The organism is Nocardioides sp. Root151, assembly GCF_001427925.1.
Lineage (GTDB): Bacteria > Actinomycetota > Actinomycetes > Propionibacteriales > Nocardioidaceae > Nocardioides.
Genome location: NZ_LMGG01000007.1, coordinates 162,986 through 186,667 on the forward strand (window position 1 = coordinate 162,986; position 23,682 = coordinate 186,667).

The following is a 23,682-nucleotide window of genomic DNA, read 5'->3' on the forward strand; positions in this document are numbered from 1 at the left end:
ATGTTGACGCCGGTGCTCACCGCCAACTGGGGCACCGACCGCAGCTGGACCCTCGAGGCCTACGAGGCGCAGGGCGGGTACGCCGCGCTGCCCAAGGCCCTGAAGATGAAGCAGGACGACGTGATCACCGCGGTCAAGGACTCCGGTCTCCGCGGCCGTGGCGGCGCCGGCTTCCCGACCGGCATGAAGTGGAGCTTCATCCCGCAGGACAACCCGAACCCGAAGTACCTCGTGGTCAACGCCGACGAGTCGGAGCCGGGCACCTGCAAGGACATCCCGCTGATGATGGCCAGCCCGCACACCCTGGTCGAGGGCGTGATCATCTCCTCCTACGCGATCCGGGCCAACCACGCGTTCATCTACGTGCGCGGCGAGGTGCTCCACGTCGTACGACGACTGCAGCGCGCCGTGCAGGAGGCCTACGCGGCCGGTCACCTGGGCAAGAACATCCACGGCTCCGGCTATGACCTCGACCTGGTCATCCACGCCGGTGCCGGTGCCTACATCTGTGGCGAGGAGACCGCGCTGCTCGACTCGCTCGAGGGGCGTCGCGGTCAACCCCGCCTGCGCCCGCCGTTCCCCGCGGTGGCCGGCCTCTACGCCAGCCCGACCGTGATCAACAACGTCGAGTCGATCGCGTCCGTGCCCAGCATCATCGACAAGGGCGCCGACTGGTTCGCCAGCATGGGCACCGAGAAGTCCAAGGGCTACGTCATCTACTCGCTCTCCGGACACGTGAAGACGCCCGGCCAGTACGAAGCCCCACTCGGCATCACGCTGCGCGAGCTGATCGACCTCGGCGGCGGCATGCGCGCGGGCCACGAGCTGAAGTTCTGGACCCCCGGTGGTTCGAGCACGCCGCTGCTCACCGCCGAGCAGCTCGACATGCCGCTCGACTACGAGGCCGTGGGTGCAGCCGGCTCGATGCTGGGCACCCGCGCACTGCAGATCTTCGACGAGACGACCTGCGTGGTGCGGGCCGTGCTCCGCTGGACCGAGTTCTACAAGCACGAGTCCTGTGGCAAGTGCACGCCCTGCCGCGAGGGCACGTGGTGGCTGGTGCAGGTCCTGACCCGCCTCGAGAAGGGGCAGGGCAGCGAGGAGGACCTCGATGTCCTGCTCGACCAGTGCGAGAACATCCTCGGCCGGTCGTTCTGCGCGCTCGGTGACGGCGCCACCAGCCCGATCTCGTCGTCCATCCAGCACTTCCGTGACGAGTACCTGGCGCACCTCACCCACGGTGGGTGCCCCTTCGACCCGGCCGCCTCGACGGCCTTCGCGCAGGAAGGAGCCCTGGCATGACCACGACTCCTGAGAAGACAGACGTCGTCACGCTGACCATCGACGGCATCCAGGTCAGCGTCCCCAAGGACACCCTGGTGATCCGGGCCGCCGAGCAGGTCGGAGTCCAGATCCCGCGGTTCTGCGACCACCCGCTGCTGGCACCGGTCGGTGCCTGCCGCCAGTGCCTGGTCGAGATCCCCGACGCCGGCAACGGCCGCGGCATGCCGAAGCCCCAGGCCTCGTGCACCATCCCGGTCGCCGAGGGCATGGTGGTCAACACGCAGGTCACCTCGCCGGTGGCCGACAAGGCGCAGCAGGGCCAGATGGAGTTCCTGCTGATCAACCACCCGCTCGACTGCCCGGTGTGCGACAAGGGTGGCGAGTGCCCCCTGCAGAACCAGGCGATGTCCAACGGCCGCGGCGAGTCCCGCTTCTCCGCCACCGGCGGTGTCAAGCGCACGTTCCCGAAGCCGATCAACATCTCCGCGCAGATCCTGCTCGACCGGGAGCGCTGCATCGTGTGCCAACGCTGCACGCGCTTCGCCTCCGAGATCGCCGGCGACCCGTTCATCGCACTCGTCGAGCGCGGTGCGCAGCAGCAGATCGGCATCGCCGACAACGCCCCGTTCCTGTCCTACTTCTCCGGCAACACGATCCAGATCTGCCCGGTGGGCGCGCTGACCAGTGCCGACTACCGCTTCCGCTCGCGCCCGTTCGACCTGGTTTCCACGCCGTCGATCGCCGAGCACGACGCGTGCGGCTCGGCGATCCGGGTGGACCACCGTCGCGGCAAGGTGATGCGTCGCCTCGCCGGCAACGACCCCGAGGTCAACGAGGAGTGGATCACCGACAAGGACCGCTTCGGCTTCCACTACGCCCGCCAGGCCGACCGGCTGACGCACCCGCTGGTGCGCGACACCACGTCGGGTGAGCTGCGCCCGGCCTCGTGGCCCGAGGCGTTCGCCGTCGCGGCCCGCGGCCTCGCTGCAGCGCGTACGTCGGGTGGCGTCGGTGTGCTGACCGGTGGTCGTCTGATCGCCGAGGACGCCTACGCCTACAGCAAGTTCGCGCGTGTGGTGCTCGGCACCAACGACATCGACTTCCGGGCCCGACCGCACTCCGCCGAGGAGGCCGCGTTCCTGGCCTCCGAGGTCGTGCTGCGCATGCCGGTGACCTACGCCGACCTCGAGAAGGCCTCCGTGGTCGTGCTCGCGGGCCTCGAGCCCGAGGACGAGGCCGGGTCGATCTTCCTGCGACTGCGCAAGGCCGTCGCCGGTGGCACCCGGGTCGTCGCCGTCGCGCCGTACTCCTCGCGTGGCCTGCGCAAGCTGAACGGGCGACTGGTCGCGACCTCGGCCGGCGACGAGCGCGAGGCCCTCGCCGCTCTCGCTGAGGACGCCGACGCGGCACTCGACGCCGGCGCGGTGATCCTCGTCGGCGAGCGCCTGGCCGCCGTGCCCGGTGCCCTCACCGCCGCCGTCGACCTGGCCCGTACGACGGGAGCCCGGCTGGCCTGGGTGCCTCGCCGTGCCGGTGACCGCGGCGCCGTCGAGACCGGGTGCCTGCCGAACCTGCTGCCCGGTGGACGTCCGGTCGCCGACGCGACCGCCCGCGTCGACGCCGCGGCCGCCTGGGGCGTCACGTCCCTGCCCGAGCAGCCCGGCCGTGACGGCGACGGCATCGTCGCCGCGCTCAACGCCGGTGAGCTCACCGGACTCGTCGTCGGCGGCGTCGCGCTCGACGACCTGCCCGACCCCGAGGCCGCACGTCAGGCCCTGGCCGCCGCGGAGTTCGTGGTCAGCCTCGAGCTGCGCGAGAACGAGGTGACCCGGGCCGCCGACGTGGTCTTCCCGGTCGCCCCGGTCTCCGACAAGGCCGGCCTGTTCGTCACGTGGGAAGGGCGCCCGCGCACCTTCGACGCGGTGTTCAGCAACCCCGGCTCGCTGCCCGACCTGCGCATCCTCTCCGGCATCGCCGAGGAGTCAGGTGTCCCGCTCGGCTTCCGGACCGTCGAGGAGGCCCGGCGCCAGATGAACGAGGTCGGCCCGTGGGACGGCGCACGCGCGCCCGCCGCAGCCGCACCGAAGATCAAGCAGCGCCGGCTGGCCCGCAACAAGTTCTGGCTGGCCACCTGGAAGCAGATGCTCGACAACGGCGCCATGCTCGACGGCGACACCGCGTTGTCGGCCACCGCACGTCCCGCCGTGGCGCGCGTCCCGCACGCGACGTACGACGTCCTGGCCGGAGCCACCCACGTCACGCTGGCCGGTGACCGTGGCGAGGTCACCCTGCCGGTGGAGGCCGCCGACCTGCCCGACGACACGGTCTGGGTGCCGGCCAACAACGACGGCAACGGAGTGCTCGCGGACCTCGCCTCGCCGGGCTCCGCGGTGACGGTGAAGGCGGTGAAGGCATGATCGCGATGGCGACCGACGAGCTCAGCGGCTTCGGGCACGACGCCTGGTGGGTGGTGCTGGTCAAGGCCGTGCTCATCTTCGTCGTGCTGGTGCTGCTGACCCTGTTCAACATCTGGTGGGAACGCCGCGTCGTGGCCCGCATGCAGCACCGCATCGGCCCCAACGTGCACGGTCCCTTCGGGCTGCTGCAGTCGCTGGCCGACGGCGTGAAGCTGGCGTTGAAGGAAGACATCATCCCCAAGGCGGCCGACAAGGTCGTCTACGTCCTCGCGCCCGTGCTGGCGGTGATCCCGGCGTTCATCACGTTCTCGGTGATCCCGTTCGGCCCCGAGGTCAACTTCTTCGGCGAGCGCACCCCGCTCCAGCTGACCGACATGCCGGTGGCCGTGCTCTTCGTGATGGCGGTCGCCTCGATCGGCATCTACGGCATCGTGCTCGGCGGCTGGTCCTCCGGGTCGACGTACTCCCTGATCGGCGGGATCCGCTCGTCGGCCCAGATGATCTCCTACGAGGTCGCGATGGGCCTGGCCCTGGTCGCGGTCTTCCTCTACGCCGGCTCGATGTCGACCTCCGAGATCGTCGCGGCACAGGCCAGCCCCAAGTCGTTCGACGTGCTCGGCCTCGACGTGCCCGTGCCCGGCTGGTTCGCCCTGATCCTGCTGCCGTCGTTCGTGATCTACGTGATCTCGATGGTCGGCGAGACCAACCGGGCGCCGTTCGACCTGCCCGAGGCCGAGGGCGAGCTCGTCGGTGGGTTCCACACCGAGTACTCCAGCCTGAAGTTCGCGCTGTTCTTCCTCGCCGAGTACATCAACATGGCGACCGTCTCGGCGCTGGCCACCACGCTGTTCCTCGGCGGCTGGCGCGCCCCCTGGCCGATCTCGGCGATCTGGGAAGGCGCCAACGAGGGCTACGTGCCGCTGATCTGGTTCTTCGGCAAGGTCATGCTCTTCATCTTCTTCTTCATCTGGCTGCGCGGTTCGCTGCCCCGCCTGCGCTATGACCAGTTCATGGCGTTCGGCTGGAAGCGGCTCATCCCGATCTCGCTGATCTGGATCGTCGCCGTCGCCACGATGCGGGCGCTGACCCTCGATGACGGTCTCGACCGCAGCCAGCTGATGATCGTGATCGGGGTCTTCCTGGTCGCCTTCCTGGTGGTGCTCTTCATCCCGGAGACGAAGAAGGACGCCGCCGAGGAGCCGGTGGTCGAGCCGCCCGCCGGTGGCTACCCCGTCCCGCCCATGCCTGCCGGAGGCGCCGTCCGCGGCGCCGCCGAACCCTTGGTCTTTCGTGAGGAGATCTGATGGCCCCGAATGATCGGCCCAGCGAGGAGTCTCGCGGGTTCAAGGAGCAGTTCTGGGACCCCATCGCGGGGTTCGGGGTGACCTTCCGGACCATGTTCAAGAAGGTCGTCACCGAGCAGTACCCCTTCGAGAAGCTGCCCACCGCGCCCCGCTTCCACGGCCGGCACCAGCTGAACCGCTGGCCCGACGGCCTGGAGAAGTGCATCGGCTGCGAGCTGTGCGCGTGGGCCTGCCCGGCCGACGCGATCTACGTCGAGGGTGCCTCCAACGACGAGAGCGCCAACGGTGAGGGGCGGTTCAGCCCCGGCGAGCGCTACGGCCGCGTCTACCAGATCAACTACCTGCGCTGCATCCTGTGCGGCCTCTGCATCGAGGCCTGCCCGACCCGCGCGCTGACGATGACCAACGAGTACGAGCTGGCCGACGACAACCGCGCCGACCTGATCTACGAGAAGTCCGACCTGCTGGCGCCGCTGCTGCCCGGCATGGAGCAGCCGCCCCACGCCATGCTGCTCGGTGACGACGACGGCGACTACTACCGCGGCGACTTCAAGGCCCGCACGAACGAGGGGGACGCCCGGTGACCGCGTTCTGGATCCTCGCACCGATCATGGTGCTGGCCGCGCTCGGCATCCTGTTCGTCCGCAAGGCCGTGCACGCCGCGCTCCTGCTGGCAGTCGTGATGATCTCGCTGGCCGTCCTGTACGCCGTACTCGACGCGCCGTTCCTCTTCGCGGTGCAGATCATCGTCTACACCGGCGCGATCCTGATGCTCTTCCTGTTCGTGCTGATGCTGGTCGGCGTCGACGCCTCCGACTCGGTGGTCGAGACGATCCGCGGCCAGCGGGTGTTGGCCACCGTGTTCGGCCTTCTGCTCGGCCTGACCCTGGTCATCGGCATCTCGCAGATCAGCTTCGGCACGGTGATCGGCCTCGACGACGCCAACGAGGGCGGCAACGTCCCGGCCCTGGCCAACCTGCTGTTCTCCAAGTACGTCTTCGCCTTCGAGACCACCTCGGCGCTGCTGATCACCGCGGCCATCGGCGCGATGGTGCTGGCCCACCGCGAGCGGCTCGAGCCCAAGGAGTCGCAGGCCGACGCCGCCGCCCGCCGCATGCGCGAGTACGCCGAGACCGGCCGCCACCCCGGCCCCCTGCCGGCCCCCGGCGTCTTCGCCCGGCACAACGCGGTCGACACCCCGGCCCTCCTGCCCGACGGCACCGTCGCCCAGGACTCGATCTCACGCGTGCTGGCCGCCCGCGGCACCGTGCGCTCGGCGCCGGCGTTGGCCGACGACATCGAGGAGATCAAGCGCCAGCTGGGGCAGGCGCCCGAGAAGGCGCCCGAGGTGTCCGGCAAGTCCGGTGCCGCGGCTTCCACCGAGGAACAGAACACCGCCTCGACCACCGACGGGGAGGAGGAAGAGTGAGCACCGAGCCCTACATCATCCTCTCCGCGATCCTCTTCACGATCGGCTGCGTCGGCGTCCTCGTGCGTCGCAACGCGATCGTGGTGTTCATGTGCGTCGAGCTGATGCTCAACGCCTCGAACCTGGCGCTGGTGACGTTCGCCAAGGCCAACGGCAATCTCGACGGCCAGATCGCGGCCTTCTTCGTGATGGTCGTGGCCGCCGCAGAAGTGGTGGTCGGCCTGGCCATCATCATGACCATCTTCCGTACCCGACGCTCGGCCTCGGTCGACGACGCGAGCCTGCTGAAGTACTGAGGTGACTGCATTGAGTTCCAACATCGCCATGCTCTCGGGGCTCGCGGCGGAGAGCCACATCCCCGTGGTCGACCCCGCTGCCGCCGACGGTGTCTTCTCGCTGGCCTGGCTGGTGATCGTGCTGCCGCTGGCCGGTGCCGCGATCCTGCTGCTCGGCGGACGACGTACCGACCGCTGGGGCCACCTGCTCGGTACGGCGACCTCCCTCGGGTCCTTCGCGATCGGCCTGGCGATGTTCATCGCCCTGCTGGGCCGCGACTCCGGTGACCGCAGTGTCGGGCGCGAGCTGTTCACCTGGATCGAGGCGGGCGGGTTCAAGGTCGGGATGGACCTCCTGGTCGACCCGCTCTCGATCCTGTTCGTGCTGCTGATCACCGGTGTCGGCTCGCTGATCCACATCTACTCGATCGGCTACATGGAGCACGACGGTCGCCGTCGCCGCTTCTTCGGCTACCTCAACCTCTTCATCGCCGCGATGACGATGCTGGTGCTGGCCGCCGACTACCTGGGCATCTTCCTCGGCTGGGAAGGCGTCGGCCTGGCGTCGTACCTCCTGATCGGCTTCTGGCAGCACAAGCCCACCGCGGCCGCGGCCGCCAAGAAGGCGTTCGTGATCAACCGGGTCGGCGACATCGGCATGTCCCTGGCGATCATGCTGATCTTCGTCACCTTCGGCACAACCGCGTTCGCCGGCGTCAGTGCCGCGGCGAGCGGTGCCGACGAGGCCACGATGAACGTGATCGGCCTGCTGCTCCTGCTCGGCGCGTGCGGCAAGAGCGCCCAGGTGCCGTTGCAGGCCTGGCTCCTCGACGCGATGGAGGGCCCGACCCCGGTCTCTGCCCTGATCCACGCGGCCACCATGGTGACCGCCGGCGTCTACCTGGTCACCCGCTCCAACTTCATCTTCGAGAACGCACCGATCGCGCAGACCACGGTCGTGGTCGTCGCGGTGGTCACGCTCCTCTGGGGCGCGGTCATCGGGTGTGCCAAGGACGACATCAAGAAGGTGCTGGCCGGCTCCACGATGAGCCAGATCGGCTACATGATGCTCGGTGCCGGCCTCGGTGTCGCCGGCTACGCGTTCGCGATCTTCCACCTGATCACCCACGGCTTCTTCAAGGCCAACATGTTCCTGGGTGCCGGGTCGGTCATGCACGCGATGGACGACGACGTCGACATGCGCCACTACGGTGCCCTGCAGAAGGCCGTGCCGGTCACGTTCCTGACGTTCGCGATGGGCTACCTCGCGATCATCGGCTTCCCCGGGTTCTCCGGGTTCTGGTCGAAGGACAAGATCATCGAGGTCGCCTTCACCGAGAACATCTTCGTCGGCCTGTGCGCGCTGGTCGGCGCCGGCGTCACCGCGTTCTACATGACGCGACTGATGCTGATGACCTTCTTCACCCAGAAGCGCTGGGAGCCCGAGGTGCACCCGCACGAGTCGCCCAAGGTGATGACGGTGCCGCTGATGGTGCTGGCCGCGCTCTCCGTGCTCGGCGGCTTCCTGCTGCTGAGCAACTGGATCGTCGACTGGCTCGCACCGGTCGTCGGCCACCACGCCCACGAGGAGCCGCCGCTCCCCGCCCTGGCCATGACCGCGATCGTGGTGCTGGTCGTCGCGGCCGGCGTTGCCCTTGCCTGGTTCACGATCGGAAGGACCGAGGTGCCCCGCACCGCACCCACTGACGTCAACGTCCTCACCCGCGCTGCCCGCGCCGACCTCTACGGCGACGCGATCAACGACGGCCTGGTCGTCAACCCCGGACGCCAGCTCGTCGGCGGCCTGATGACCTTCGACGCAGCCGTGATCGACGGCGCCGTCGAGGGACAGGCTGCGGGCATGGGTGGTCTCGCCGGAGTCTTCCGCAAGGTGCAGAACGGCTTCGTCCGCTCCTACGCGCTGTCCGTCCTGGTCGGCGCCCTGCTGGTCATCCTGGCCCTGCTGGCGGTGAACCTCGGATGAACGACTTCCCCTGGCTCACCCTGCTGATCGCCGTGCCGCTGGTCGGCGGAGCGGTCACCGCCCTGCTGCCCTCGAAGGGTGGCTCCGAGCTGCCCAAGCAGGTGGCGGTCGGCACGGCCGCGCTCACGTTCGTGCTGTCGGTGGTCGTCGCCTTCCAGTACGACGCGGGCGACGGCATGCAGTTCGTCGAGCTGCACGACTGGATCCCCGCGTTCGGCGCCCACTATGCGCTCGGCGTCGACGGCATCGGCCTGACCCTGGTGCTGCTGACCACGCTGCTGGTGCCGGTCGTGGTCCTCGCGTCGTGGAACGACGCCGACGACACGTCGCCCTCGGCGTACTTCGGCTGGATGCTGGCCCTCGAGGGCTTGGCCCTGGCCGTCTTCATGGCCCAGGACGTCTTCCTGTTCTACTTCGTCTTCGAGGCCACGCTGATCCCGGCGTACTTCCTGATCGGCAGCTTCGGCCACGTCGACCGGGCCCAGCGCTCCAAGGCCGCGGTCAAGTTCCTGCTCTACATGCTGGCCGGCGGGCTCATCATGCTGGCCTCCGTGGTCGGGCTGTACGCCGTCTCCGCGCAGGCCGGCAACCCGTCGTACCTCATCGGCGACCTGGCCGGCATCGAGATGGACAAGGAGACCGGGCGCTGGCTGTTCCTCGGCTTCTTCATCGCGTTCGCGATCAAGGCGCCGCTCTTCCCGGTGCACACCTGGCTGCCCGACACCACGGCAGCCGCCACCCCGGGCACCAGCGTGCTGCTGATCTGCGTGCTCGACAAGATCGGCACCTACGGCATGCTGCGCTTCTGCCTCGGCATCTTCCCGGAGGCGTCGAAGTGGGCCACCCCGGTCGTGGTGGTGCTGGCGATCATCTCGATCGTCTACGGCGCGCTGATCGCGATCGGCCAGGACGACATGCTCCGGCTGATCGGTCTCACCTCGCTGTCGCACTTCGGTTTCATCGTGCTGGGCATCTTCGTGATGAACAGCCAGGGCCTGACCGGCTCGACGTTCTACATGTTCAACCACGGGTTGGCCACGGCGGTGATGTTCCTGGTCGCCGGCTACCTGATCAGGCGTCGCGGGTCGACGTTGATCAGCGACCACGGCGGCGTCGAGAAGGTCGCACCCGTGCTCGCCGGGCTGTTCCTCGTCGGCGGTCTCGGCACCCTCGGACTGCCCGGCCTCTCGCCGTTCGTCTCGGAGTTCCTGGTGCTGGTCGGCGGGTTCGCCCACCACTGGGTGGCCGGCGCGTTCGCGGTGACCGGCATCGTGCTGGCCGCGATCTACGTCCTCTGGATGTACCAGAAGCTGATGACCGGGCCGACCAACCCCGCGGTCAGCGGCATGAAGGACCTCAACGTGCGCGAGATCGCCGCGGTCGCCCCGCTGGTGGCGGCGATGCTGCTGTTCGGCTTCTATCCCAAGCCGGTGCTCGACATCATCAACCCGGCTGTCGAGGCGACCATGATCCACGTCGGGGTGAGTGACGACGATCCGGTCGTGGCACCGGTCGATGCCGACCAGACCCACGACGACCAGGCGACCGAGGAGGACCACAAGTGATCGAGTTCTCCAAGCCCACGCTCGAGTACGACCTCCTCTGGCCGCTGCTGCTGGTCTTCGGTGTCGCCTGCGCCGGCGTACTCGTCGAGGCCTTCCTGCCGCGCGCCCGCCGCTACCTCGTGCAGACCGTGCTGGCCCTGGCCGGCACGGCGGCCGCCCTCGGCGGCGTCATCTACGTCGGGGTCAACCTCGACGACCACGGACCGGCCCGCGGCGAGATCGTGGCCATGGGCGCGCTGGCCGTCGACGGACCCACGGTCTTCCTCTGGGGACTGCTGCTGGTGATCACGCTGGCCGGCATCCTGCTCTTCGCCGAGCGACGCCTCGAAGGCGGCGTCTCCGCGTTCGCCGGACAGGCCGCGGCGCTGCCCGGCACCGACGCCGAGCGGGAGGCGTCGACCAAGGGTCTCGACCACACCGAGGTCTTCCCGCTGATGATGTTCGCGGTCGGCGGCATGATGCTGTTCCCCGCGTCCAACGACCTGCTCACGCTCTTCGTCGGCCTCGAGGTGCTCTCGCTGCCGCTCTACCTGCTCTCCGGGCTGGCCCGTCGACGCCGCCTGCTCAGCCAGGAGGCCGCGCTCAAGTACTTCCTGCTCGGTGCGTTCTCCTCCGGCTTCGTGATCTACGGCATCGCCCTGGTCTACGGGTACGCCGGCACGATGGACTTCGGCGGCATCAACGAGGCGATCGCCAACTCCACCGGCAGCCGCACGATGCTGCTGATCGGCATCGGCATGATCTCGGTGGGCCTGCTGTTCAAGGTCGGCGCGGTGCCGTTCCAGTCGTGGACGCCCGACGTCTACCAGGGCGCGCCCACCCAGGTCACGGCCTTCATGGCCGCGGCCACCAAGGTCGCCGCGTTCGGCGCGATGATGCGGCTCTTCTACGTGGCCTTCGGCTCCGAGCGCTGGAGCTGGGCCCCGATGCTGTGGGTCATCGCCGTGCTGTCCATGGTCGTCGGCGCTGTCCTGGCGATCGCGCAGAGCGACATCAAGCGCATGCTGGCCTACTCCTCGATCACCCACACCGGCTTCATCATCACCGGCCTGATCGGCGCCCGTTCGGCCTCCGACCTGGCCAAGGGCGAGCTCTCCTCGACCCAGGCCGTGCTGTTCTACCTCGTCACCTACGGCCTGATGACCGTCGGCGCGTTCGCGATCGTGACGCTGGTCCGTGACGCCGGCGGCGAGGCGACGCACCTGTCGCGGTGGACCGGCCTGGGCAAGCAGTCGCCCCTGGTCGCCGGGGTGTTCGCCCTGTTCCTGCTGGGCTTCGCCGGCATCCCGCTCACCGCCGGGTTCGTCGGCAAGTGGGCGGTCTTCGCATCGGCCATGTCGGCCGGCGCCTGGCCGGTCGTGGTGATCGCGGTGCTGACCAGTGCGCTGGCGGCGTTCTTCTACATCCGGGTCATCGTGCTGATGTACTTCTACGAGCCGATCGGCGACGGTCCGGCGGTCACGCTGCCCAGCTTCATGACCGCCACGGCGATCGGCCTGGGTGCCGTCGCGACGGTCGTGCTCGGCGTCGTACCCGGCCCGGTTCTCGATCTCGCGGCCCATGCGGGAGAATTCATCAGGTGACCGCCCAGAACGCGCCGGCCCTCGCCCTCCCCGTCCTCGACGAGGAGCTCGCCGACCGGCTCCGCGCCCGCATGCTCGAGGTGGAGACCGCCCTGACCGGCCACATCAGGAGCGAGGCCGAGTTCGTCACGACCGCGGCCCGCCACCTGATGGATGCCGGCGGCAAGCGGTTCCGCCCGTTGCTGGTGCTGCTGGCCGCCGAGACGGGGCCTGATGCCGGGTCCGACGAGGTAGTCACCGCGGCCTGTGTGGTCGAGCTGACCCACCTGGCCTCGCTCTACCACGACGACGTGATGGACGAGGCCGACCTGCGCCGCGGCGCAGACTCGGCGAACGCCCGCTGGGACAACCACGTCGCGATCCTGACCGGCGACTTCCTGTTCTCCAAGTCGTCCGAGCTGACCGCCGAGCTCGGTGCCGACGCCGTGCGCATCCAGGCCCGCACGTTCACCAAGCTCGTCGAGGGCCAGATCCTCGAGACCGTCGAGCCGGCTCCCGACGCCGACCCGATCGAGCACCACCTGCGCGTCGTGGCCGGCAAGACCGGCTCGCTGATCGCCACGTCTGCCTTGTACGGCGCCCGCTTCGGCGGTGCACCACGCGAGATCGAGGATGCCCTGGCGGCGTACGGCGAGATCGTCGGCGCAGCCTTCCAGCTCTCCGACGACATCCTCGACATCGCCTCCGAGAGCGACGAGTCCGGCAAGACGCCGGGCACCGACCTGCGTGAGGGCGTGCCGACGCTGCCGGTGCTGCTCGTGCAGCGGTCGACCGACCCCGCCGACGCCCGGCTCCAGGAGCTCCTCGCCGGCGACCTCGACGACGACGCCCGGCTCGCCGAGGCGCTCGAGCTGCTGCGCGCGCACCCGGCGATGGGCGAGGCCCGTGCCTACGTGGTGGCCCGGGCCACCGAGGCCAAGGACCTCCTCAAGGTGCTCCCCGAGGGTCCGGTGCGCACCGCGCTCGAGGCCTTCGCCGACGTGGTCGCCACCCGCACCGCCTGACTCGAGCTACTTCCGCCGCTGGTCGTCGATGCGCTTCGCCTTGCCCAGCGACCGTTCCAGCGCGTGCCGCTCGACCACCTCGACGCGCGCGCTGACGCCCATGTGCTGCTTGATCCGGTCGCCCAGCGCCACACCCAGCGCCGGGTCGACGGCGCCCTCGGCCTCGACCCGCACCGTCAGCTCGTCGAGGTTCCCCGGCCGGGTCAGCACGCAGAGGTAGTGCGGCGCCAGTCCGGGCACGGCAAGGATCTGCTCCTCGACCTGGGTGGGGAAGACGTTGACCCCGCGCACGATCATCATGTCGTCGGTGCGGCCGGTGACCTTGCGCATCCGCCGGAACGCCGGGTACGCCGTACCGGGCAGCAGCGTGGTCAGGTCGCGGGTGCGGTAGCGGATCACCGGCATCGCCTGCTTGGTGAGGCTGGTGAAGACCAGCTCGCCCTCGCTCCCGTCGGGCAGCACCTCGTGGGTGACCGGGTCGATCACCTCCGGCAGGAAGTGGTCCTCCCAGACGTGCAGGCCGTCCTGGGTGGCCACCGCCTCCTGGCTGACGCCCGGACCCATCACCTCACTCAGCCCGTAGATGTCCACGGCCCTGATGCCGGCCCGCTCCTCGATGGCGCGGCGCATCTCGTCGGTCCAGGGCTCGGCCCCGAAGATGCCGATCTCGAGGCTGGTGCTGCGCGGGTCGATGCCCTGGGCCTCCATCTCGTCGAGGAGGGCGAGGAAGTACGACGGCGTGACCATGATGATGCGCGGCTCGAAGTCGGTGATCAGCTGCACCTGGCGCGGGGTCATGCCGCCACTGATCGGCACGACCGTGCAGCCGAGTCGCTCGGCGCCGTAGTGGGCGCCCAGTCCACCGGTGAACAGCCCGTAGCCGTAGGCCACGTGGACCACGTCGCCCGGTCGGCCACCCGCGGCCCGGATGGACCGCGCCATCAGCTCGGCCCACGTCTCGATGTCGTCGCTGGTGTAGCCGACCACGGTGGGCTTGCCGGTGGTGCCGCTCGAGGCGTGGATCCGGTTCACCTCCTCGCGTGGCACGGCGAACATCCCGAACGGATAGTTGGCCCGCAGGTCGGCCTTCGTGGTGAACGGGAACCGGGCCAGGTCGGCCAGGCTGGTCAGGTCACGCGGCTGCACCCCCGCGGCCTCGAAGGCGCGACGGTGGTGGGGGACATGCGCCCACGCGCGCTCGAGGGTCTCGCGCAGCCTCTCCAGCTGGAGTGCCTCGAGTGCCGCCCGGTCGATCTCGGGGACTTCGCCGGTCATGACTCCTCCTCGAACAGGGTGCCGCCGATCTCCTTGCTGCGTCCTTCGAACTCGGCGACCACCGTGTCGCCGCGGCGCACCGTGACGTCGTACGTCCCGTCGCGACCGCTGCGCTCCCGCTCGACCGCCTCGGCCACCAGCAGGTCCCCTTCGCGAGTCGGGGCCCGGAACCTGATGCTGGCCCCGGCCGCGACCGTGGAGCGGTTGTAGGAGTTGCAGGCGAACGCGAACGCGGTGTCGGCCAGGGTGAACGTGAAGCCGCCGTGGCCGATGGCGTGGCCGTTGACCATGTCGGCGCGGAGTGGCATCGAGACCGTGGCCCGCCCGGGCCCGACGTCGGTGATCGTCATGCCGAGCGCCTGGCTGGCCCGGTCGCCGGCCCACATCGCGTCCGCGGACCTGCGGGCAGTCTCCTCGGGGGTCACCACAGCAACGTATCGCGTGACGGGGCTGGCGGACCGTACGACAGGTGAGCAGGCGGGGTCAGTGGGCGGTTCAGCGAACGCTGTCCGGCCGGCTCAGACCGCGCAGGCCTCGGCGGTCAGACGGAGCTGGCGGTGCCGGTGGCGGATCGCCTCGACGGTGAACACGGACAGCGCCAGCCAGACCAGCGCGAAGCCGATCCAGCGGCCGACCGGCATGTCCTCGTGGAAGAGCAGGACACCCAGGGCGAACTGGATGATCGGGGCGAGGTACTGCAACAGCCCGAGCGTCACCATCGGCAGCCGGATCGCCGCGGCCCCGAAGCAGATCAGGGGAACCGCGGTCACCGCGCCCGTGGTGGTCAGCAGGAGCGCGTGCCCGACGCCGTGCGCACCGAACTCGGAGTTCCCGGTCGCCACCAGGAAGGCGATGTACGCCGCCGCGACCGGGGCCAGCACGATGGTCTCGAAGGTGAGGCTCTCCACGGCACCGGTGTTCGCCTGCTTCTTCGCCAACCCGTAGGTGCCGAACGAGAAGGCCAGCACGAGTGCCACCCAGGGCGGGCGGCCGTAGTCGATGGTGAGTACGACGACCGCGACGGCCGCGACGCCGGTCGCCATCCACTGCAAGGGCCGCAACGTCTCGCGCAGGAGCAGCACGCCCATCAGCACCGTCACCAGCGGGTTGATGAAGTAGCCCAGCGCCGCCTCGACGACGTGGCCGTTGTTGACCCCCCAGATGTAGGTCGCCCAGTTCACTGCGATGACGGCGGCCCCGACGGTGAGGAGACGCCGGGTGCGTGGTGTGCGGAAGATCGTGACCAGCTGCGTGCCCTTGCGCAGGAGCACGACGAGGACCCCCATGGTGATCATCGACCAGAGCACCCGGTGGGCCAGGATCTCGATCGCGCCGGCCGGCTCGAGCAGCGGCCAGTAGAGCGGGAATGCCCCCCAGAGGCCGTACGCCGCGACGCCCAGGAGAAAGCCGAGTCGCGACTCCGTCATGGATGCGCGAGTCATGCGTCAAACAATAGGGCGCGTGAGCAGGAGGCGGATGTTTCCCGCACAATGTCCCGGGGTACGAAGGTGCCCGTAGTACTCATCCACTTTTCATCTTCCTGGGGGTTACCCACTCATGCGCATCAAGCGACTTCTCGTCGGCGCCATCGGAACGGCCCTCGTGGTCGTCACTCCGCTGGCACTCTCCACGACTGCCCAGGCACAGGACGCTCCTCGCGACCGTGCCTCCGAGGTGTCCGAGGCCCCGGCCGCCCGGAGCACGGACCTGGCCTCCGACGCCACGACCGGCATCACGGTCTCGACCGTCAACGCCCGTTCCGCCCAGGCCTACACCAGCCGCCTCGCGGTGGCCCGCCAGGCCCTCGGCATCTACAAGTACAAGACCAGCATCCGCATCTCGGGCCAGGTCCAGGCCCACGACAGCGCCAACCCGAGCTGCGACGTCGAGTGGTGCCACGTCGGTCAGACCAGCGTGAAGCTCTACCGTCGCATCGGCGGCACCTCGTCGTACCAGCTGGTCTCCAACCGCGCCACGGACTCGTCGTCGCACTTCGTCTTCTCGACGCCGTCCCTCGGCACCGCGGCCTACAAGGTGGTCTGGAGCGGTGTCGGCAGCGTTCCGGCCGCGTCCTCCGGCAAGACGATCAAGGGCTCGCGTCACCCGCACACCCGCGTCTACTCCAGCCGCGGTCGCGTCTACATGCAGGGCAACATCGACCCGGGCTGGGGCGGCAAGCGCGTCATCATCCAGCGCAAGGCCAGCAAGAGCGGCTCCTTCCGCGTCTGGAGCTACGCCCGCACGAACCGGTACGGCGGCTTCAAGCTGCGCCTCCCCGCGCCGAGCACCGGCTACTGGTACTACCGCGCCGTGGTTCCGGCCACTGCGCCGCGTTGGGCCGTCACCGTCACCGGTGTCTGGCGTACCTACCAGCGCTGATCTGACCCAGCACTGATCTGAGCGCAGCACACAACGAGATCGGCCCCCAGCCACAGTGGCTGGGGGCCGATCTCTTTGGCCATGAAGGCCTATGTTCGTTTCGACATGCAGTTCGCGGTACGTCGTGCTCGCTGAGCGTGGGCTCGGGCCAGTGAATGGCGAACTGTATGTCGAACGGCTCGCAGCGGACCGGGTCCGCTCAGACCACGGTCCAGGTGTCGCCGCCGTTGATCAGGCCGGCGAGTCGTTCGGCCGCGGGTGCGGTGACCGGCTCCGAGGCGAGCCGGATCTGGTCGCGGGCCTGGTCGTCGTACGCCGGTCGTTCGACCTGCCGGAAGATGCCGATGGGGGACTGGTTGAGGTAGCCGGAGTCGGTGAGCCGGCTGATCGCGAAGGCGGTCGACGGGTCCGGGTTGTGGGCGTCGTGGACCAGCACCTGGTCGGCGGCCACGGACGCGATCGGGACGACCTCGACGCCACCGGACGCGGCGCGGACGAGTGCCTTGTCGCCGAGGCCGGTGGTCTCGTCGCGGGCGCCGAAGGTGATCGGTTCACCGTGGACCAGCGGGATGATCGCGTCGGCCTTGGTGTCGGGGTTCTTGATGGCGTCGAAGGCGCCGTCGTTGAAGATCGGGCAGTTCTGGTAGATCTCCACGAACGAGGTGCCGCGGTGGGCCGCGGCCGCGGACAGCACCGAGGTGAGGTGCTTGCGGTCGGAGTCGATGGTGCGGGCCACGAAGGAGCCTTCGGCGCCCAGGGCCAAGGAGACCGGGTTGAACGGGTGGTCGAGTGAGCCCATCGGCGTGGACTTGGTGACCTTGCCGGTCTCGCTGGTGGGGGAGTACTGGCCCTTGGTGAGGCCGTAGATGCGGTTGTTGAACAGCAGGATCGTCATGTTGACGTTGCGGCGCAACGCGTGGATGAGGTGGTTGCCGCCGATGGAGAGGGCGTCGCCGTCACCGGTGACCACGAAGACGGAGAGGTCCTCGCGGGCGGTGGCCAGGCCGGTCGCGATCGACGGCGCGCGGCCGTGGATCGAGTGCATGCCGTAGGTGTCGAGGTAGTACGGGAAGCGGCTGGAGCAGCCGATGCCGGAGATGAAGACGACGTTCTCGCGCTTGATGGAGAGCTCGGGCAGGAAGTTCTGGACGGCCTTGAGCACGGCGTAGTCGCCGCAGCCGGGGCACCAGCGGACCTCCTGGTCGGAGGTGAAGTCCTTGCCGGTCTGCTTCTCGTCGGTGGTGGGGACGCCCTGGAGTCCGGGGAAGGGCAGTTCGACGGTGCTCACTTTGATGCCTCCTGGGGGACGGGGGTCAGGTCGACTTCGATGCCCTCTGCCTCGGAGACGAGGTCGCCGATGACGCCGGCGAGCTCGGCTGCCTTGAGGGGGAGGCCGCGGACCTGGTTGTAGCCGATGGCGTCGACGAGGTACTTGCCGCGCAGCAGCAGGGAGAGCTGTCCGAGGTTCATCTCGGGGACCAGGACCTTGTCGTAGCGGGCGAGGATGTCGCCGAGGTCCTTGGGGAACGGGTTGAGGTGGCGCAGGTGCACCTGGGCGACGTGGTAGCCGGCCTTGCGGACCCGGCGGATGCCGGCCCCGATCGGTCCGTACGTCGAACCCCAGCCGATGACCAGGACCTTTGCGGCGCCACTGGGGTCGTCGACCTCGAGCGGGGGCAGGGAGTCGGCGATCGCGTCGACCTTGGCCTGCCGGGTGCGGACCATCAGGTCGTGGTTGGCCGGGTCGTAGGAGATGTTGCCGTGTCCGGCGCCCTTCTCGAGGCCGCCGATGCGGTGCTCGAGTCCCGGCGTGCCGGGGATCGCCCACGGACGGGCCAGGGTGGCCTCGTCCCGCTTGTAGGGAGCGAACTCCTCGCCCTCGGCCAGGTCGTCGGCCGTGGCGAAGTTGGGTTCGATGACCGGCAGGTCGGCGACGTCGGGTATCGACCACGGCTCGGAGCCGTTGGCGAGGTAGCCGTCACTGAGCAGCATGACCGGGGTGCGGTAGGTGATCGCGATCCGGGCAGCCTCGACCGCCGCGTTGAAGCAGTCACCGGGCGACTGCGGCGCCACGATCGGGACGGGGGCCTCACCGTTGCGGCCGAACATCGCCTGGAGCAGGTCGGACTGCTCGGTCTTGGTGGGCAGGCCGGTCGAGGGGCCGCCGCGCTGGACGTTGACCACCAGCAGGGGCAGTTCGGTCATCACCGCCAGGCCGATCGCCTCGCCCTTGAGCGCGATGCCCGGGCCCGAGGTGGTGGTGACGCCGAGGTGGCCGGCGAAGGAGGCGCCGATGGCGGCACCGACACCGGCGATCTCGTCCTCGGCCTGGAAGGTGGTGACGCCGAAGCTCTTGTGCTTGGAGAGCTCGTGGAGGATGTCGGAGGCCGGGGTGATCGGGTAGGAGCCCAGGAAGACCGGGAGCCCGGACTGCACCGACGCGGCGACCAGCCCGTAGGCCAGGGCCAGGTTGCCGGAGATGTTGCGGTAGACCCCCGGCGGCATCGCGGCCGGCTTCACTTCGTACTGGACGATGAAGGTCTCGGTGGTCTCGCCGAAGTTCCAGCCCATCTTGAACGCGGTGATGTTGGCGTCGCGGATGTCGGGCACCTTGGCGAACTTCTTCGACAGGAACGCCACCGTGGTCTCGGTGGGGCGGCCGTACATCCACGACAGCAGGCCGAGGGCGAACATGTTCTTCGCGCGGGCGGCGTCCTTGCGGGAGAGCCCGAACTCCTTGACCGCCTCGACCGTCATGCCGGTGAGGTCGACCTTGTGGAGGTCGAACTCGGCCAGGGAGTCGTCCTCCAGCGGGTTCTCGGCGTACCCGGCCTTGGTGAGGTTGCGGGCGGTGAAGTCGTGGGTGTCCACGATGATGGCGGCGCCCTTGTTGAGGTCACCCAGGTTGGCCTTCAGTGCCGCGGGGTTCATCGCCACCAGCACGTCGGGGGAGTCCCCGGCGGTGAGGATGTCGTGGTCGGCGAAGTGCACCTGGAACGAGGAGACACCGGGGATGGTGCCCTGAGGGGCGCGGATCTCGGCGGGGAAGTTCGGCAGCGTGACCAGGTCGTTGCCGAACGCGGCCGACTCCTGGGTGAACCGGTCACCGGTGAGCTGCATGCCGTCACCGGAGTCACCCGCGAACCGGATGATCACCCGGTCCAACTGCCTGACCTGCTTGGCCACCTCACCTACCTGCTTCCTGTGTCTTGTGGGGTCCGTACTCACCGTATGCCAGAACTGGAACACGTTCCAGAAATCCGGCGCGTGGTGAGAGGACACGCCTGCCGCACCCCACCTTAGTCCGCTGTCGCAGAGCCCGCGTCACGTCTCCCTGACTGGTCATACGGAGGCTCGTGAGTCACCTCACCATCCCGCAATTCGGGCTAAATGCCCACTTCTTACAGTATCTCGCCTAAACTGCTCGACATTACTTAGATACACGCCTTCTCGTGAGGGCGGGGAAAGAGTGGCAATGAGGAACAAGTTCAAGGCTCTGGCGATCGCTTCAGTGGTCGGGGTGCTGGCCTTGTCTGGGTGCAGCAGTGCAGGCGGCAGTGGTGACGACAAGACGATCAACCTGGTCGGCTTCGCGGTTCCGGAGGCGGCCAACGACGCCATCGCCGACAAGTTCGCCGAGACGGACGCCGGTGACGGCGCCAGGCTCTCCGGTTCGTACGGCGCCTCCGGCGACCAGAGCCGCAAGGTGGCCGACACCAACGGCAAGGACGTCGACTACGTCCACTTCTCGCTCGAGGGCGACGTGACCCGGCTGGTCGACGCCGGCCTGGTCGCCGAGGACTGGAACAAGGGCCCGAACAAGGGCATCGTCTCCTCCTCCATCGCGGTCATCGCGGTCGAGAAGGGCAACCCGCTCGGCATCAAGGACTGGAGCGACCTGACCCGCAAGGACGTCAAGGTCATCACCGCCGACCCGGCCTCGTCCGGTGCGGCCCGCTGGAACGTCCTGGCCCTCTACACCTACGCCAAGTCGCAGGGAAAGACCGAGGCGGAGGCCGACGCCTACCTCAAGCAGGTCTTCGGAAACGTCGTGACGTGGGCCGCCAGCGGCCGCGAGGCGACCGAGGCCTTCAAGAAGGGTGTCGGCAACGTGCTGATCACCTACGAGAACGAGGCGATCCTCGCCAAGCAGAACGGTGAGGAGCTCGACTACATCGTGCCCGACCACTCGTTCCTGATCGAGAACCCCGGCGCCGTGCTCAAGGACGCCGACAGCATCGCCACCGACTGGCTCGACTTCGTGCTCAGCGACGAGGGCCAGAAGGAGTTCGTCAAGAAGGGCTTCCGTCCGGTCGGCGACGTGGACATCAGCGGCATCGAGGTCCAGGGCGCCAACGACCCGGCCAACCCGTTCCCGGTGCCCAGCTCGCTCGACACCATCGCCGACCTCGGAGGCTGGCCGGCGGTCAGCGACGAGTGGTTCGGCAAGGACGGCAAGAAGCTCCGCTTCGACAAGCTGTACGACGCGGCCACCAAGAAGTGACCAACGTCATCGCTCCACCCGCGGGGCCGGCGCGCACGCGCCGGCCCTCCGGGGGTTTGTTCAGGCTCTCCACGGCATCGGGCATCGGACTCGGCATCGGCCTGGTCTGGTTCAGCGTCCTGGTGCTGCTGCCTCTCTCTGCCGTGGTGGGTGCAGCCGCGGCAGGGGGCTGGTCGGCCTTCGCCGGCACGCTCACCGATCCTCAGACCTTCGCCGCACTGCGGCTGACCGTCGTCGAGGCCGTCCTGGTGACCGTGGTCAATGCGGTGATCGGCACGATCGTCGCGTGGGTGCTGGTCCGCGACGACTTCGTCGGCAAGCGACTGCTGGACGTCGTCATCGACATCCCGTTCGCCCTACCGACGATCGTGGCCGGTCTCGTGCTGCTGAGCCTCTACGGCCCCGACAGTCCTGTCGGGTTCAACATCGTCAACACGCGCACCGGAATCTTCCTCGCGCTGTTGTTCGTGACCCTTCCGTTCGTCGTACGCACCGTGCAGCCCGTGCTGCTGGAGATCGAGGTGGAGGCCGAGGAGGCCGCCGCATCGCTGGGCGCCTCCCGCTTCACCACCTTCCGGCGGGTGATCCTGCCCAGCCTGGTGCCGGCCATCACCGCCGGATCCTCGCTCGGCTTCGCCCGCGCGATCTCGGAGTTCGGCTCACTCGTGCTGATCTCCGGCAACACGCCCTACCAGACCGAGGTGGCCTCGTTGAAGATCCTCAAGTTCCTCGAGGGCGACAACCAGGCCGGGGCCGCGGCGGTCGCCGTACTGCTCCTCCTGGTGGCGGTCGTGGTGATCGTGGCGCTCGACATCCTCTCGAGGCGGGTGGCTCGCCGTGCCTGAGGTCAAGGAGATTCGCCAGCACAAGAGCGTCGTGACCTACCTGTTGCGGTTCTTCGTGATCGGCTACCTGTTCGTGCTGGTGGTGTGGCCGCTGAGCGAGGTCGTGCAACGCACGTTCGCGCCGGTCGAGGCGAACGCCGCCGGTGGTTTCGGCGCGTTCCTCGAACGACTGCAGGACCCCAGCGTGACCTACGCCTTCGGGCTGACGGTGACCTGCGCGTTCTGGGCCGTGCTGATCAACACCGTGTTCGGCCTGGGCATCTCGTTGCTCCTGGTGCGCTACGAGTTCCCCGGCCGACGCATCCTCTCGGTGCTGGTCGACCTGCCGATGTCCGTCTCACCGGTGGTCGTGGGCCTCGCGCTCGTGCTCGCCTACTCGAGCGGGTCGGGATGGTTCGGCGAGTCCCTGGAGTCGGTCGGCATCTTCATCATCGGCTCGACTCCGGGCATGGTGATGGCGACCGCGTTCGTCAGCCTGCCCCTGGTGATCCGGGAGATCATCCCGGTGCTGGAGGAGATCGGCACCGATGCCGAGATGGCAGCCAGCAGCCTCGGGGCCAACGCCTGGCAGAGCTTCCGCCGGATCACGTTGCCCAGCATCAAGTGGGCCCTCGCCTACGGAGTGGTGCTCAGCCTGGCCCGGTCGCTCGGCGAGTTCGGCGCGGTCAAGATCGTCAGTCCAGGCGCCGAGTTCCGCGGCGAGACCGCCACCCTCCTCATCCAGAACCGCTACAACAACTACGACGAGTCGACGGCCTACGCGGCAGCCTTCGTGCTGGTGCTCGCCGCCGTCCTCGCACTGGTCGTGGTGACCTTCATTCGCCGTCCGGAGGACCGAACATGAGCATCGAAGTCAAGGGAATCAACAAGCAGTACGGCGACTTCGTCGCCCTGGAGAACATCAACGTCTCGCTCCCGACGGGCCAGCTGACGGCGCTGCTCGGACCGTCGGGTGGCGGCAAGTCGACCCTGCTGCGGATCATTGCCGGGCTCGACACCGCCGACTCGGGCACGGTCAGCATCGAGGGCGTCGACGCCACGAGGCTGCCGGCGCAGAAGCGGAACGTCGGCTTCGTCTTCCAGCACTACGCGGTGTTCAAGCACATGACCGTCGCCAAGAACGTGGCCTTCGGTCTCGAGATCCGCAAGCGTCCCAAGGCCGAGGTCGCCGAGCGCGTCGACGAGCTCCTCAAGCTGGTGCACCTCTCCCAGTTCGCACACCGGCTTCCCTCGCAGCTCTCCGGTGGCCAGCGCCAGCGGCTCGCCCTGGCCCGAGCGCTGGCCGTCGAGCCCTCGGTGCTTCTGCTGGACGAGCCGTTCGGCGCGCTCGACGCGAAGGTGCGCAAGGAGCTGCGCGACTGGCTGCGACGGCTGCACGACGAGGTGCACGTGACCACGGTGTTCGTGACCCACGACCAGGAGGAGGCCCTCGAGGTCGCCGACGAGATCGTGGTGATCAACGAGGGGCGGGTCGAGCAGATCGGCACGCCCGACCAGCTGTACGACGAGCCGGCCAACGACTTCGTGATGAGCTTCCTCGGCGAGGTCACCACGCTCGAGGGCCAGCTGATCCGGCCGCACGACATCGAGATCACCGTCATGCCGCAGCACGACGACGCGGTCCAGGCCGTGGTGTCGCGCTCGCTCCGGATCGGCTTCGAGGCGCGTGTCCAGGTCCTCACCGACAACGGCGAGGAGGTCACCGTCGTCCTGACCCGCTCGCACGCGCGTCACCTCGGGCTGCAGGCCGGCCAGACGGTGTGGGTGCGTGCGGCGCAGGGTGCCCTGACCGTGCCGTCGCTGCGGGCAGTCCCGGCGATCTGAGGCCAACCGG

The 23,682-nt window shown here is 68.8% G+C and carries 20 protein-coding genes; 15 read left to right on the top strand and 5 right to left on the bottom strand.

Going from position 1 to position 23,682, the window contains the following annotated elements:
• From nuoF to ASD66_RS18420, 10 genes are all read left to right on the top strand, one after another.
• Positions 1–1,302: an NADH-quinone oxidoreductase subunit NuoF gene (nuoF, locus tag ASD66_RS18375; protein WP_056685017.1), complete on the top strand. Its 1,302-nt coding sequence runs from the start codon at positions 1–3 to the stop codon at positions 1,300–1,302.
• Positions 1,299–3,701 (top strand): NADH-quinone oxidoreductase subunit G, encoded by a 2,403-nt coding sequence (locus tag ASD66_RS18380; RefSeq protein ID WP_056891842.1) that lies wholly within the window; start codon positions 1,299–1,301, stop codon positions 3,699–3,701. The genes nuoF and ASD66_RS18380 overlap by 4 nt, the downstream gene beginning before the upstream one ends.
• Positions 3,698–5,005 carry an NADH-quinone oxidoreductase subunit NuoH gene (nuoH, locus tag ASD66_RS18385; RefSeq protein ID WP_156388789.1) on the top strand — a complete coding sequence of 436 codons (1,308 nt, stop codon included), beginning with the start codon at positions 3,698–3,700 and terminating at the stop codon, positions 5,003–5,005. The genes ASD66_RS18380 and nuoH overlap by 4 nt, the downstream gene beginning before the upstream one ends.
• Positions 5,005–5,589, top strand: coding sequence for an NADH-quinone oxidoreductase subunit NuoI (gene nuoI / locus ASD66_RS18390; RefSeq protein WP_056682622.1), 585 nt, complete (start codon positions 5,005–5,007; stop codon positions 5,587–5,589). The genes nuoH and nuoI overlap by 1 nt, the downstream gene beginning before the upstream one ends.
• Positions 5,586–6,434: an NADH-quinone oxidoreductase subunit J gene (locus ASD66_RS18395; protein ID WP_056682620.1), complete on the top strand. Its 849-nt coding sequence runs from the start codon at positions 5,586–5,588 to the stop codon at positions 6,432–6,434. Before nuoI ends, ASD66_RS18395 begins: the two co-directional genes overlap by 4 nt.
• Complete coding sequence (nuoK, locus tag ASD66_RS18400; RefSeq protein ID WP_056891843.1) at positions 6,431–6,730, top strand: NADH-quinone oxidoreductase subunit NuoK; 300 nt, start codon at positions 6,431–6,433, stop codon at positions 6,728–6,730. Before ASD66_RS18395 ends, nuoK begins: the two co-directional genes overlap by 4 nt.
• Before the next feature lie 28 nt (positions 6,731–6,758).
• Positions 6,759–8,693: an NADH-quinone oxidoreductase subunit L gene (nuoL, locus tag ASD66_RS18405; protein ID WP_082563841.1), complete on the top strand. Its 1,935-nt coding sequence runs from the start codon at positions 6,759–6,761 to the stop codon at positions 8,691–8,693.
• Positions 8,690–10,258, top strand: a complete 1,569-nt coding sequence (locus ASD66_RS18410; RefSeq protein ID WP_056891844.1) for an NADH-quinone oxidoreductase subunit M — start codon at positions 8,690–8,692, stop codon at positions 10,256–10,258. Before nuoL ends, ASD66_RS18410 begins: the two co-directional genes overlap by 4 nt.
• Positions 10,258–11,841, top strand: coding sequence for an NADH-quinone oxidoreductase subunit NuoN (gene nuoN / locus ASD66_RS18415; RefSeq protein WP_056685007.1), 1,584 nt, complete (start codon positions 10,258–10,260; stop codon positions 11,839–11,841). Before ASD66_RS18410 ends, nuoN begins: the two co-directional genes overlap by 1 nt.
• A gap of 71 nt (positions 11,842–11,912) precedes the next feature.
• Positions 11,913–12,845 (top strand): polyprenyl synthetase family protein, encoded by a 933-nt coding sequence (locus ASD66_RS18420; protein WP_082599681.1) that lies wholly within the window; start codon positions 11,913–11,915, stop codon positions 12,843–12,845.
• Positions 12,846–12,851: 6 nt separating this feature from the next.
• Here ASD66_RS18420 and paaK read toward each other — a convergent pair whose 3' ends face one another.
• From paaK to rarD, 3 genes are all read right to left on the bottom strand, one after another.
• On the bottom strand, positions 12,852–14,120 hold the full coding sequence (gene paaK, locus ASD66_RS18425) for a phenylacetate--CoA ligase PaaK (protein WP_200950126.1): 1,269 nt from the start codon (positions 14,118–14,120) through the stop codon (positions 12,852–12,854).
• Positions 14,117–14,545 carry a hydroxyphenylacetyl-CoA thioesterase PaaI gene (paaI, locus tag ASD66_RS18430; RefSeq protein WP_235530160.1) on the bottom strand — a complete coding sequence of 143 codons (429 nt, stop codon included), beginning with the start codon at positions 14,543–14,545 and terminating at the stop codon, positions 14,117–14,119. Before paaI ends, paaK begins: the two co-directional genes overlap by 4 nt.
• A 93-nt stretch (positions 14,546–14,638) precedes the next feature.
• Complete coding sequence (rarD, locus tag ASD66_RS18435; RefSeq protein WP_056891847.1) at positions 14,639–15,562, bottom strand: EamA family transporter RarD; 924 nt, start codon at positions 15,560–15,562, stop codon at positions 14,639–14,641.
• Between the two features lie 115 nt (positions 15,563–15,677).
• Between rarD and ASD66_RS18440 the strand changes: the two genes are divergently transcribed.
• Complete coding sequence (locus ASD66_RS18440) at positions 15,678–16,499, top strand: hypothetical protein (protein ID WP_056891848.1); 822 nt, start codon at positions 15,678–15,680, stop codon at positions 16,497–16,499.
• Between the two features lie 199 nt (positions 16,500–16,698).
• On the opposite strand, the gene ASD66_RS18445 is transcribed toward ASD66_RS18440, so the two are convergent.
• Both ASD66_RS18445 and ASD66_RS18450 read right to left on the bottom strand, forming a co-directional pair.
• Complete coding sequence (locus tag ASD66_RS18445; protein ID WP_056891849.1) at positions 16,699–17,787, bottom strand: 2-oxoacid:ferredoxin oxidoreductase subunit beta; 1,089 nt, start codon at positions 17,785–17,787, stop codon at positions 16,699–16,701.
• Complete coding sequence (locus tag ASD66_RS18450) at positions 17,784–19,727, bottom strand: 2-oxoacid:acceptor oxidoreductase subunit alpha (RefSeq protein WP_414858580.1); 1,944 nt, start codon at positions 19,725–19,727, stop codon at positions 17,784–17,786. Before ASD66_RS18450 ends, ASD66_RS18445 begins: the two co-directional genes overlap by 4 nt.
• 247 nt (positions 19,728–19,974) lie before the next feature.
• Here ASD66_RS18450 and ASD66_RS18455 point away from each other — a divergent pair, with 247 nt between their 5' ends.
• The 4 genes from ASD66_RS18455 to ASD66_RS18470 are packed head-to-tail and all read left to right on the top strand — an operon-like array spanning position 19,975 to position 23,672.
• Positions 19,975–21,003 carry an extracellular solute-binding protein gene (locus ASD66_RS18455; RefSeq protein WP_056682597.1) on the top strand — a complete coding sequence of 343 codons (1,029 nt, stop codon included), beginning with the start codon at positions 19,975–19,977 and terminating at the stop codon, positions 21,001–21,003.
• Between the two features lie 56 nt (positions 21,004–21,059).
• On the top strand, positions 21,060–21,848 hold the full coding sequence (cysT, locus tag ASD66_RS18460; protein ID WP_057295413.1) for a sulfate ABC transporter permease subunit CysT: 789 nt from the start codon (positions 21,060–21,062) through the stop codon (positions 21,846–21,848).
• Complete coding sequence (locus tag ASD66_RS18465; protein ID WP_082599607.1) at positions 21,841–22,692, top strand: sulfate ABC transporter permease; 852 nt, start codon at positions 21,841–21,843, stop codon at positions 22,690–22,692. The genes cysT and ASD66_RS18465 overlap by 8 nt, the downstream gene beginning before the upstream one ends.
• Positions 22,689–23,672, top strand: a complete 984-nt coding sequence (locus ASD66_RS18470) for a sulfate/molybdate ABC transporter ATP-binding protein (RefSeq protein WP_056682591.1) — start codon at positions 22,689–22,691, stop codon at positions 23,670–23,672. Before ASD66_RS18465 ends, ASD66_RS18470 begins: the two co-directional genes overlap by 4 nt.
• Positions 23,673–23,682: the final 10 nt, after the last annotated feature.